At 62.2% G+C, this 11,714-nt stretch carries 14 protein-coding genes; 11 read left to right on the top strand and 3 right to left on the bottom strand.

The features are described from left to right. Positions 1 to 2: 2 nt before the first annotated feature. On the bottom strand, positions 3 to 1,310 hold the full coding sequence (locus AV059_RS01880; RefSeq protein WP_058991804.1) for an urea ABC transporter substrate-binding protein: 1,308 nt from the start codon (positions 1,308 to 1,310) through the stop codon (positions 3 to 5). Positions 1,311 to 1,940: 630 nt separating this feature from the next. Here AV059_RS01880 and AV059_RS01875 point away from each other — a divergent pair. From AV059_RS01875 to AV059_RS01845, 7 genes are read left to right on the top strand one after another with little or no spacing between them, the layout of a single operon-like run. Beyond that, positions 1,941 to 2,357 carry an urease subunit beta gene (locus AV059_RS01875; protein ID WP_058991802.1) on the top strand — a complete coding sequence of 139 codons (417 nt, stop codon included), beginning with the start codon at positions 1,941 to 1,943 and terminating at the stop codon, positions 2,355 to 2,357. After that, positions 2,354 to 4,060 (top strand): urease subunit alpha, encoded by a 1,707-nt coding sequence (gene ureC, locus AV059_RS01870; protein ID WP_058991799.1) that lies wholly within the window; start codon positions 2,354 to 2,356, stop codon positions 4,058 to 4,060. The genes AV059_RS01875 and ureC overlap by 4 nt, the downstream gene beginning before the upstream one ends. Then, entirely contained in the window at positions 4,057 to 4,440 is a 384-nt protein-coding gene (locus AV059_RS01865) for an urease subunit gamma (RefSeq protein ID WP_058991797.1), read from the top strand. The genes ureC and AV059_RS01865 overlap by 4 nt, the downstream gene beginning before the upstream one ends. Further along, positions 4,437 to 5,060, top strand: a complete 624-nt coding sequence (gene ureG / locus AV059_RS01860; protein ID WP_058991796.1) for an urease accessory protein UreG — start codon at positions 4,437 to 4,439, stop codon at positions 5,058 to 5,060. The genes AV059_RS01865 and ureG overlap by 4 nt, the downstream gene beginning before the upstream one ends. Further along, positions 5,060 to 5,959: an urease accessory protein UreD gene (gene ureD / locus AV059_RS01855; RefSeq protein WP_058991794.1), complete on the top strand. Its 900-nt coding sequence runs from the start codon at positions 5,060 to 5,062 to the stop codon at positions 5,957 to 5,959. Before ureG ends, ureD begins: the two co-directional genes overlap by 1 nt. Further along, on the top strand, positions 5,959 to 6,543 hold the full coding sequence (locus AV059_RS01850; protein WP_058991791.1) for an urease accessory protein UreE: 585 nt from the start codon (positions 5,959 to 5,961) through the stop codon (positions 6,541 to 6,543). Before ureD ends, AV059_RS01850 begins: the two co-directional genes overlap by 1 nt. Beyond that, the gene (locus AV059_RS01845; protein ID WP_058991789.1) at positions 6,540 to 7,229 is read left to right on the top strand and encodes an urease accessory protein UreF; all 690 of its coding nucleotides are present in this window, start codon (positions 6,540 to 6,542) and stop codon (positions 7,227 to 7,229) included. The genes AV059_RS01850 and AV059_RS01845 overlap by 4 nt, the downstream gene beginning before the upstream one ends. A gap of 102 nt (positions 7,230 to 7,331) precedes the next feature. Here the strand turns inward: AV059_RS01845 and AV059_RS01840 are convergent, their stop codons facing one another. Together AV059_RS01840 and AV059_RS01835 are read right to left on the bottom strand one after the other, a co-directional pair. Next, entirely contained in the window at positions 7,332 to 7,892 is a 561-nt protein-coding gene (locus AV059_RS01840; protein WP_058991787.1) for a class I SAM-dependent methyltransferase, read from the bottom strand. Between the two features lies 1 nt (position 7,893). Then, the gene (locus AV059_RS01835; RefSeq protein WP_058991785.1) at positions 7,894 to 8,334 is read right to left on the bottom strand and encodes a DUF302 domain-containing protein; all 441 of its coding nucleotides are present in this window, start codon (positions 8,332 to 8,334) and stop codon (positions 7,894 to 7,896) included. Between the two features lie 454 nt (positions 8,335 to 8,788). Between AV059_RS01835 and trxA the strand changes: the two genes are divergently transcribed. The 4 genes from trxA (at position 8,789) to AV059_RS01815 (ending at position 11,646) form a co-directional block, all read left to right on the top strand. Next, positions 8,789 to 9,202, top strand: a complete 414-nt coding sequence (gene trxA / locus AV059_RS01830) for a thioredoxin (protein ID WP_058991782.1) — start codon at positions 8,789 to 8,791, stop codon at positions 9,200 to 9,202. Positions 9,203 to 9,486: 284 nt separating this feature from the next. After that, the gene (locus AV059_RS01825; protein ID WP_058991781.1) at positions 9,487 to 10,725 is read left to right on the top strand and encodes a M20 family metallopeptidase; all 1,239 of its coding nucleotides are present in this window, start codon (positions 9,487 to 9,489) and stop codon (positions 10,723 to 10,725) included. A gap of 106 nt (positions 10,726 to 10,831) precedes the next feature. Next, entirely contained in the window at positions 10,832 to 11,050 is a 219-nt protein-coding gene (locus AV059_RS01820; RefSeq protein ID WP_058991778.1) for a DUF2892 domain-containing protein, read from the top strand. Positions 11,051 to 11,052: 2 nt separating this feature from the next. Continuing rightward, positions 11,053 to 11,646, top strand: a complete 594-nt coding sequence (locus AV059_RS01815) for a class I SAM-dependent methyltransferase (protein ID WP_058991776.1) — start codon at positions 11,053 to 11,055, stop codon at positions 11,644 to 11,646. Positions 11,647 to 11,714: the final 68 nt, after the last annotated feature.

Genomic DNA, 11,714 nt, shown 5'->3' with positions numbered 1-11,714 from the left:
CCCTACTCGGCCTCCTCGTAGTAGTCCACCGGGGTGTACTGGGTCTGCTCCGGGTTCTCGGGGAGGTTACAGCCGGCCGTCTCCGAGAGGAACGTCTCGGGGATCTGGCGGTTCTCGACGGCTTCGATGTTGTGCTCGTCGTCGGCGCGCATAATCCACATGTGGTGGTCAACGTGGTGAGTCGCGCCGTCGAGGCGGATCGTCTCACCCTCCGGTGCTTCAGGTGCTTCCTCGGTACCGAGTTCGATGCCGGACTCCAGAGCGTCGATGACTTCCGGCTGTTCGGTGGTCCCGGCCTGCTCGACGGCTTTCTTGTACATGTACGTCGAGAAGTAGTTGGTCTCGGCCTCCTCGTTGAGGTATGGCGCGTCGGGATACATCTCGAAGTACCGGTCGACGAAGCCGCCGTCGCCCGTGTTGCTGTCGGTCGGCACCTCTTCCATGTAGTTGACGCCCGCGTATATGTTGGCCATCGCCGGAGCGTCGAGCCGTCGGTGCTCGTACCCCTGTGCCATCGCGGTAGAGGTGCCGATCGGCACGTCGAGACCGGCCGAGGCCTTCTGCTCGTAGAACGACGTGTGGTTCGCTCCGACAAGCATCGACATGACGAAGTCCGGGTCGGCCTCCTGAATCCGGTTGATCGTTGAACCGAACGAGGATTCGCTGAGCGGGATGAACTCCTCACCGAGGACGTTCGCATCGTTTTCGTTTGCCAGCACCTTCACCCAGTCCGCAGAGAGCTGACCGAAGTTGTAGTCGGCCGCGATGGTGTAGATGTCTGGGCCGAACTCCTCAACCAGATACGGGAGGACGATACCGAGTTGCTGGCGGGCGGTCGGGCCGACCGCGAAGGTGAATTCGTCACAGACGCCGCCCTCGTACTGCGTGGTGTAGAAGTAGAGCTGTTCGTTACGGTCGATTATTGGGCGAATGGCCTCCCGGGTCGCCGAGGAGTACCCAGCCCACAGCGCGTCGACGTTCTCCTCGTTGATCGCCGTGCGGGTAAGCTCCTGATAGCGCTGATTGTCAGACTGGGGGTCACGCTGGAACGTCTCAATTTGCTTCCCGTCGATACCACCGTTGGCGTTGATTTCCTCGATAGCGAGCATCGACGCCTTTGCTTTCGGGTCACCAACGAGGGCGAAGTTTCCGGACTGGTCCTCGAGCACACCAATTTTGAGCGTCTCGGCGCTGCTCGCGGTGTCCGTCGAGGTCCCACCTTCACCGGCTGAACAGCCGGCGAGGCCGGTAACGAGTGCGGCCCCGCTCGCGCCGAGGAACTGACGGCGGCTGAGGGGGGCCCGGCTCATGCTTTCACCTCCGATACTAGGTTTTTGCTATGGCTGTTGTGTCTATCATGATTGGCCATATTTCGTTCTTTATTTACCATATCCCGACATTCGTCCATGATTTCGTTCACAATGTTGCCGTCTGGGAGGTGGCAAATAAGGTTTGCCACTTTTATCTTATATTGTCCACCACACAGACTTGACAGTATAAGGTCGTCAAAGGATATGACGAATAGTCACCGAAACCACTAGTATTTGAGTGTGGGTTTGAACTATTCTGGAATTTTATATCCTAATTGGTCGATGCGGAAAAAGTAGAAATCAACGTGATATTTTTGTGACAGCGGTTTGGCTCGCTGCTGTCGGCGAGTTTTGCGCTTTCAGTCCGCAGATCACCCGTTATATTCTCGCCCGCGTCACAGGAGCAGTCCCCGTCGACACTGCCGACAGACTGGACGTGAGTTGTGTTGACTCCCGGAAGTAGGACAGTTCGATAGTCGAACCCCTTTATCTAGGGCCGAAACTTTAGCATTTAATCCGGTTCTCGATATAGAGGCGTCACTTGCGCAGAGAGCAATCATTTTAGTATGTGTATTCAAAGAGAAGGGCAGATGATAGACAAACAGTCAGAAATACTCGGGCGGTGGCGCGATGAGTGATGGACTCGTGCCCGGCGAGGTCATCCCGGACGAAGGGACAGTGACGCTGAACGAAGGCCGGGAGACGACAGAGGTAACTGTCGGGAACACCGGCGACAGACCCTCGCAAGTCGGGTCGCACTTCCACTTCTTCGAGGCCAACGCGGCCCTGGAGTTCGACCGCGAAGCGGCCATGGGGATGCGGCTGAACATCCCCGCCGGCACAGCTGTCCGGTTCGAACCTGGTGACGAGCAAACGGTCGAACTCGTCGAAATCGGTGGGAAGCGACGCGCCCACGGGATGAACGGACTTGTCAACGGGAGCGTCGACGGCGACACGGGCGACGCGGTCGAACGCATGCGTGCGGCAGGATTCGGTGACACAGGCGAGGCGGCACCGGACGACGGCGACACGGAGTCCGACCAATGACACGCGACATTGACCGCGAGAACTACGCCGAACTGTACGGGCCAACGACGGGCGACAAAGTCCGGCTGGGCGATACGGAGCTGTTCGCCAAGGTCGAAGAGGACCTACGCACCCACGGCGACGAGGCAGTGTTCGGCGGTGGGAAAACGCTCCGGGACGGGCTGGGAATGGCTCCCGGCGTCACACAGGCGGAGGGCGCACTCGACTGGGTGCTGACGAACGCGACGATTATCGACCCGATACTGGGTATCGTTGCCGCTGATATCGGCATTCGAAACGGAGAAATCGCCGGCATCGGGAAAGCCGGCAACCCCGACACAATGGACGGCGTCGATATGGTCGTCGGCCCGTCGACGGATGTCTATCCGGCTGAGGGGAAGATAGCGACCGCCGGCGGCCTCGATATCCACATTCACTTCAACTCCGCACAGCTCCACGAACACGCGTTGTCTGGCGGAATCACAACTATGCTCGGCGGCGGGTACGGCGGTGGCGCGACCACCTGTACAACCGGGCCAGAGAACGTCAAGCGCTTCCTGCAGGCCGCCGAGGCGTGGCCGGTCAACGTCGGTTTCTACGGGAAGGGCAACGCCTCCGACCCGGGCCCGCTCCGCGAGCAGGTCGAGGCCGGTGCCTGTGGGCTGAAACTCCACGAAGACTGGGGGTCGACCCCGGAAACCATCAACACCTGCCTCGAAGTCGCCGAAGACGAGGACGTGCAGGTGTGTATGCATACAGATACGCTGAACGAAGCCGGATTCCTCGAGAACACCTTCGGTGCTGTGGACGGCCGAACCATGCACCTGTTCCACATCGAGGGTGCGGGCGGGGGCCACGCGCCGGACATCATGGAGATGGTCGGCGAACCGAACATGCTGCCGTCCTCAACAAACCCGTCGATGCCGTACACCGACAACACGTTCGACGAGCATCTGGACATGGTGATGGTGTGTCACCACCTCAACCCCGACGTGCCGGAGGACGTGGCCTTCGCCGAATCCCGCGTTCGCGCAGAGACCATCGCCGCCGAGGACGTGCTCCACGACATGGGCGCGATCTCTATGATGACCTCGGACTCCCAGGCGATGGGGCGGATGGCCGAAGTCATCCCGCGGACGTGGCAGACGGCCTCGAAGATGAAATCCCAGCGTGGGCCGTTGCCCGAAGACGAAGGGACCGGCGCGGACAACCACCGCATCAAGCGCTACATCGCCAAGTACACCGTCAACCCCGCTATCAGCGCCGGCATCGAGGAGCACGTCGGAACGCTCGAACCCGGCAAGCTTGCCGACATCTGCCTGTGGGACCCCGCGTTCTTCGGCGTCAAACCGGCGATGACGTTCAAGGGCGGCTTCCCGGTCCATTCGGAGATGGGCGAAGCCAACGGGTCACTGATGACCTGCGAGCCGATTCTCCAGCGCGAACGTGCCGGTGCGGTCGGCAAGGCCAAGCACGCCATTTCGCTGTCGTTCGTCTCTCCGGCGGCCGCAGAGGCCGGCATCGACGAGGAGTACGGGCTTGACTCCCGCGTCGTGCCAATTGAAGGCGCACGTACACCCGGCAAGGACGACATGGTGCACAATAGCTACTGTCCGGATGACATCGAGGTCGACCCGGAGACCTTCGAGGTCCGGGTCGACGGCGACCACGTCACCTGCGAACCGTCTTCCGAACTCCCACTCGCGCAGCGATACCTGCTATGAAACTCACAGCCAAAGAACAGGAACGACTCACGGTCTTTACCGCCGCAGAGGTCGCGCGGCGCCGCAAGGAACGCGGCGTCCCGCTGAACCACCCCGAAGCCGTCGCTTACATCAGCGACTGGTGCATCGAACGCGGTCGTGACGGGCAGTCGGTCGCCGAAATCCGCTCCGGTGCGTCGAAACTGCTCGGCCGCGAGGACGTGATGGACGGCGTGCCGGAGATGATAGACATGATTCAGGTCGAACCGGTGTTCCCCGACGGAACCAAACTGGTCACGGTTCACGACCCGATTCGCTCCGACAGTGTCGGGTCAGCCGACGACACATCTGAGGAGGAGACGGCGGCGGATGGCGGGGACTCAGCGGAGACAGACAAATGAGTCTCACACACCGCGACGTGGCGACGGTCGGTATCGGCGGGCCGGTCGGCTCTGGAAAAACCTCGCTGTTGACCGCGCTCGTTCCCGAACTGCGCGACCAGGGGCTTGATGTGGGCGTCATCGCCAACGATATTCTCACACAGGAGGACGCGGACGTGCTCCGCGAGCGCTTCGCCGGCGTCGTGCCCGAGGACCTCGTCGCCGGCGTCGAAACCGGCGCGTGCCCGCATACGGGCATCCGGGAAGACCCGTCGATGAACCTCCAGCAAATCGACTCGTTCCTCGCCGAGCACCCGGAACTGGACCTCGTGCTGGTCGAGAGCGGCGGCGACAACCTCGCGGCGACGTTCAACCCCGAACTCGCTGATTACTCGCTGTACGTCATCTCGGTCGCGGAGGGGGAGGACATCCCCCGAAAACGCGGCCCAGGGGTCGTCGACTGTGACCTGCTGGTCGTCAACAAGACCGACCTCGCGCCCCACGTCGGCGTCGACCTCGACGTGATGGAGCACGACGCAAACGAGGTTCGTGACGGACCCGTCGTCTTTACCAACTGCAAAGACGAGACGAACATCGACACGGTGCTGTCACACGTCCGTGACGGGGTGCTGTTCGCCTGATGGCCGCCGACGCGCCCCACCCAGCGTTCGAGGGGTATGCGACCGAAGCCGTGCCACAGGCCGCCGTGGGGTCTCCCGGGAAAGACGGCGTGCTCGAACTGACCTTCGAGCGGACGGCTGAGGGAACGACCCTAGTCCACGACTATGCGACAGTCCCGTTCCACATCACGGGGACACTGGGCCACGACCCACTCCCCGAGGCCGACACCGTCTTCATCCAGTCGCCGACCGGCGGCGTCGCGCAGGGTGACCGCCATGACGTGTCGATAACCGTCGGGGACGAGGCCGTCGCACACGTCTCGACCCAGAGTTCGACGAAGGTCCAGACGATGACGTGTAACTACGCCGCCGCCGACACGACGCTTCGCGTCGGTGCTGGCGGTCACCTGGATTACGTGCCCGAGCCGACAATCCTCCACGCTGACTCCCGGTACCTGCAAGAGCTTTCGGTCGATCTGGCCCCCGGCGCGACCGCCGTGGTCAGCGACGTGGTCGTCCCGGGTCGTCTCGCTAGAGGCGAGCGCTTCGAGTTCGAACGGTATCTATCTCGCGTGCGCGGGACCGGACCCGACGGACTCCTGTTCGAGGACGCGACACACCTGACGCCAGCGGACGATGACCCCACAGCCCCCGGCGTCCTCGGTGAGTTCACCGTCTACGGGACGACGTTCGTCCTCGCGCCGGACCACGACGAGGCCGAACTGAGTGATGCGCTCCACGCGGTCGTCACCGACAGTGATGCTCGAGCCGGTGCGACAGCGTTGCCGAACGGTGCCGGGGTCGCGGTCCGTGCCCTCGGCGACCGCGCCGAGACCGTCCAGTCGACGCTCCACGCAGCCTGGGACCACACACGCACCGAGCTACTGGACACCGCTGCGCCGTCCGGGAGGAAGTACTGATGCTGGTCGCAGACACCTATTTCGGCCACCACAATGACGATGCTGTCGCCGAGGCCGTCGATGCATCGGACTACGCCACTGTCGTGCTCTCGGACACCGAACGCCAGCGCTCGCGTGTCCGGACTGAAACGACGGCCGGCCGGGACCTCGGTATCGTGGTTGCCCGTGACCTCGCGGACGGCGACGTGCTTGAAGCTGCGGACGGCACTCTCGTCGTTGTCGAACTCGCCGAAATCGAGGCCCTCGTGCTCGATTTCGCCGACAGCGATATCTCACCGGCCACGGCCCTGGAACTCGGGCACGCAGTCGGGAACAAGCACTGGAACCTCGCGGTCCGCGGGCAGGAGGCCCTGTTCCCCGTGACCGACTCGAAGGAACGAATGGAGGACACGGTCGCCGACCTGCTCCCTGCGGACGTGCCGACACGGTACGAGCACGTGCCACCGACGACGTTCGACGATGACGGAGTCGACCACACCCACGGTGACGGCACCGATACCCATGACGACGGTGGCCACAGTCACGGCGGCGCTGGCCACGCCCACGACCACGGCGTCCGTACTATTGACGGAGGGGACCAGTGAGCGACGCTGCGTCGCTCGAATCGTTCCGCCTCGCGGATTCGTTCCTGCCGGTCGGGACCTACACAGTGTCATACGGACTGGAGCAGTTCATTCAGGACGATCGGGTGGAAGGCGCGGCAGACCTCGAAGCGCTCCTGTCGACGTACCTCCGACGGCAGGTCGGCCCCGCCGAACTCGTCGCGCTCCGGGCAGCACACGCCGCCGCGACCGACGGTGATATCGACGCGATCTGCGGGGCCGACCGGCGGCTGTCGGCCGTAACGCTGGCCGCCGAGTTTCGTGAGAGTGCCCAGCAGTCCGGCTCTCGACTGCTCTCGCTTCAGACCGATCTGCGTGACGAGACGGTGCTGGACCGGTACGCGGAGCGTGTCGACGCCGACGAAGCACCCGGGAACTACGCCGTCGTGCTCGGCGTCGTGACGGCCCTCGCCGACGTAGCCGTCCGCGAGGCCTGCTTGCTGTGCTGTCACGGGTTCGTCACCGGACTGCTGGGCGCGGCTCAGCGTCTCCTCTCACTCGGCCACACGGATGCCCAGCGAATCCTGAACGACCTGCAGCCGGTGATGACGGCCGTTGTCGAGGAGAGTGCTGACGGAGCAGTGGATGCGATGACGCCGTTCGCCCCACTGGTAGACGTATTAGCCGCCGAGCACGAGCGGGCGGAGCGCCGGCTGTTCGCCAGTTAACGGCCAGCAGATTCGAGCGTAACAGTCCGACCAGTTCTGTTTCCGAACCGGCTCTTGGAGGAAAGGAGAAATCGGGCGTGACCGGTGGTCAGTTGTGACCCGTTATTCAGCACTCGCGACGAGCAGGAACGTCTCCGGCCGCACTGCCTCGAACTCGATCGTAAATCCGTGCTGGCGGAGCGCGTCCGTGGCTTCGTCAGCCGAAAACCGTTCATCAACGGGCGGGCCGTTGCGACCGCTTCCAGAAGCCGCCCAATCGGCGATGGCAAACGTCCCAGCGGGCTCGAGCACCCGTGCAACCTCGCGCAGTGCCCCGTCGCTAGCGAACTCGTGGTACGTCATCGTCGAGAACGCCGCGTCGAGACTGCTGGTATCGAACGGGAGGTCGTCGACTGCACTCGTCACGAGGTCGACGTTGTCGGGGACGCCTTTCTCCCGGTAGTAGTCGTGCATCGCTTCCTGGATATCTACGGCGTACACGTGGTCGACGGCCGGTGCAACATCGTCGGTATAGAAGCCGGTTCCGCTCCCAAGGTCTGCGACCGTCTCGTCACGACTGGCCGACAGCGCCCAACGGAGTTCTTCCGCGGAGAGAGAACGGTACCGTTGCTGTGCGTCTTCGAGCTTGTCGGCCCGGCCGGCATCAAAGGTGTGATAGCCCATGTTAGAGGTTCTGGAACGCCTCGTCAACGATTTCACCGGTGTCAGCGACGATGTCTGCCATCTCCTCGTCGTCGGGTGCCATCCCAACGAGGCGGGCGATACGCATAATCGAGACGTGATAGACCCGCTGTTGCCCGGGCTCTTCCTCCCAGATGACGACGTTACAGGCCATGAGCGCGCCAAGTTTGTTGTCCGTCGCATCGAGGGCGCGGTCGGCAACTTCGGGGTTACAGGCACCCAGCACGTAGTATGGGTCACGCTCCGCGTCGATCTTCTCGTTGAGCATTTCGGAGGGCGAGAACTCGACGGGGACACCAAATCCGGCGTCGGTGAACACGTCCCGGACGTGTTCGATCGCGTCCTCGTGGCTCATTTCGAGCGTCGCCTGTTGTTCGCCGATGTCTTCAGGGTTGATCTGACTCGGGTCGATTGGGAGTACCATTCGTGTGTTGTATTGTGCCTACAGAACAAAGTCTCTTCGGGTACGCTGTCGAAAGGACAGAGAGAATTTTCGAGTTCCGGATCGACAGTATGTTCGTTACTCGTCGATATTGCAACCGTAGCTCGTCGGCGGAGTATGTATTGTTATGTGGTACTTCGGATAAATGTGGTTATTAAATGGCTAGTAAAGTGCGCCATTACCGACCACTTCCACGGGTACTGAGCCGATTCTATCTGTGACACCCCACACGATAGGTAACACCGACTTGCTGTCATATATGAGACTGTCCTGCCTCGGTGACCGTTTGATGGAACCGACGACCGTGACACCGAGGATGGGAATCGACTGTTGGTCAGGTCCCACTCTTGACTCTCGTATAGACTCCCGCAGTGCAACCTAGTATTGCAAAGAATGTACAAAACAAATAAGTCGACCCGGTCCGAATGTCGGAGTGATGACTGACGAGCTAGAGGAGATCAGACGACAAAAACTGGACGAGCTCCGCACCCGAGATGAGTCGGGTAGTACCAACGAATCTGAATCAGGAAACCCCGCCGAGCCGATTACGGTCGATGGAAAAGCCGAGTTATCCGACACGACTACCGATCACGACGTGGTTCTGGTCGACTTCTACGCCGACTGGTGTGGGCCGTGCCAGATGCTCGAACCCGTCGTTGAAACCGTCGCCGCCGAGACCGCTTCGACAGTGGCGAAAATCGACGTCGACGCGAACCAGAAGCTCGCCGCGGAGTACGGCGTTCGGGGTGTCCCGACGCTGCTTCTATTTGCTGACGGGGAGCCGGTCGAGCGACTCGTCGGAATGCAGGACGAAGCACAACTGCGTTCCGTTATCGAAGAATACGCCTGATTCGGGCGGTTAGCAAGCTCACCTGGGTCGAAACGGGAAGCAAACCCCATCTCATAAGCCAGGGAACTCGCAGCGATTCGTTTGGACATCTTCCGGACGGTCGTGTACAACGTTTCACTCAGCACTCGCGTCCTAACAGTCAATAGCCCACAGTATTGTATTCTCCGCGAAATGCTTTTGCGTATACTGATCCAATTACAAGGTATGGCCGATATGTCGTTGGTCGTCGACCACTCGAAAATGGTCTTGACGGCAGCAAATATCCTCGACGGCAATGACCACGCATGAGCAACGCTACTCCCCTCGCCTACGTTCGAGACCACCGCGAAAAACTGGTCACACTCGCCCTCGATCTCCTGGCGATCGACACGTCGAACCCGCCCGGGAATACGCGTGAGATTGTGACCGAGATAGAGGGGTTCCTCGACCCGCTTCCGGTCGATGTCGAGCGGTTCGTAGTCGACCCGGCGAAGCCGAACCTTCTCGTTAGGATTCCTGGTGAATCGGACCAAACGTTGCTGTACAACGGGCACCTCGATACGGTTCCATTCGAGGCCGACGCGTGGACTCGCGATCCGCTCGGCGAGCGCGTCGACGACCGCGTGTACGGGCGCGGTGCGACCGATATGAAAGGCGCCGTGGCGTCGATGCTGCTTGCTATCCAAGCTTTCGCCGCAACCGACGCTGTGCCGCCCGTCACGCTCCTGTTTGCCTTCGTGAGCGACGAGGAAATGGGCGGCGACGCCGGCCTTCCCGCGCTGCTGGAGGCCGGACAGCTCGACGCGGACGCGTGCGTGATCGGCGAACCCACCTGCGAGGCGGGCCGTCACTCCGTCACGGTTGCTGACCGGGGCAGCATCTGGCTGACGCTCGAAGCCAGCGGCGAGGGGGCTCACGGCTCTCGACCCGTACTCGGTGTCAACGCGGTCGATCGGCTCTACGACGCCGTCGAGACGCTGCGGAACCGCTTTGGCACCAGGCGACTCGATATCGCTCCGGCGGTGGAGCCGATTGTCGACGAGTCGGTCGAGTACTACGCCCCGTCACTGGGCGAGGATGTCGCTCGCGACCTGTTCCGGTATCCCTCGATAAACCTCGGCGTTCTCGAAGGCGGCGACGCGATAAACAGCGTTCCGCAGTCCGCTCGCGCCGAAATCGATATCCGACTGACCGCCGGGGTAGAGACGCCAGACGTGCTCTCGGAGATTCGGTCCTGTGTCGCCGACTGCGAGGGAATTACGATTACTGATGTCTCCTGGAGCGTCGGGACTGCCGAGGAGCCCGACAGCCCGCTCGTCGGAGCCGTCACGTCAACGGCAGCGGACATCACAGGGGAACGCGTCTTCCGACGGAGTGCCACGGGCGGCGGCGACGCCAAGACACTCCGGAACGCGGGCGTCCCGACTGTCGAGTTCGCGCTCGGAACCGACACCGTCCACGCCCCCGACGAGTACGTCCCTATCGATGTACTCGTCGACAATGCAGCCGTCTACACGAGACTGCCGGCAGTGTGGGCGTCATAGCCAGTCCCGTAGCAGTCCGTTACGGTGTGATTTTCTCGGCGCGACTGCTCCGGTGGCCGCCGTGCATCAAGTAAGACTTAGGTGTCTGTATTGTGTACTTGTGGGTATGGAAAACAATATTGGTGCCACTGACAGACTGACCCGCATCGCTGTTGGCCTCGGGCTGGCAGTTGTTGGACTGGCGACGCTCGGCGGTCTGTTGGGTCTGGAGACGACAGTCGGTGCTGTCGTGACACTGCTTGGTGTCGTCCTCGTCGCGACTGGCCTCGTCCGGGTGTGTCTCCTGTACCGACTGGTAGGTATCGACACGTCGGGTTCCCGATAGGAATGGACCGGTTCCAGAACACCGGCCAGCCCGACTGGGACTGGTGGAGCAAACTCTGGCCGACGCCGGGCGCGACGCTCCGGACACTCGGCGTCGAGTCCGGCGAGTCCGTCGCCGAGGTTGGCTGTGGAAGCGGGTACTTTGCGCTCCCGGCCGCCCGTATCGTCGAGCCTGAGCCGGTGTACGCGCTCGATCTGGATGCGGCCCTCCTCGACGAACTCGAACACCTCGCCGACCAACAGGGAATCGATAACGTCGTTCCGATCCACGGCGATGCCCGGAACCTGCCTTCAGCACTCCCTGCCCGCGTCGATACGCTCATGATAGCAAACACGCTGCACGGCGTCGACGAACAGTCAGGCTTTATCCGACAGGCCTTCCGGGCGATTGAGGCTGGCGGGAGCCTACGCGTCGTGAACTGGCACGACCGTCCGCGCGAAACCACGACCGTTGCGGGCGAACCGCGAGGACCGCCGACAGCGCTTCGGATGACACCCGAGGAAACCGAGGATGCGGTGCTCTCGGCGTCGGAGTTCACGCTTGAGCGGCAGGTCGAACTGCCGCCGTACCACTACGCCCTCGTGTTTACCCGATAGAGATAGCGTCGCGCTCCCGGCGGTTTCGTACTCGCCGTCCGTTCGATACGCTTGCTCCACTGCGCCGG

Source organism: Haloarcula sp. CBA1127 (assembly GCF_001485575.1).
Lineage (GTDB): Archaea > Halobacteriota > Halobacteria > Halobacteriales > Haloarculaceae > Haloarcula.
The sequence above is the reverse complement of the archived record's forward strand: the minus strand, read 5'-3'. Positions and strand labels throughout refer to the sequence as shown.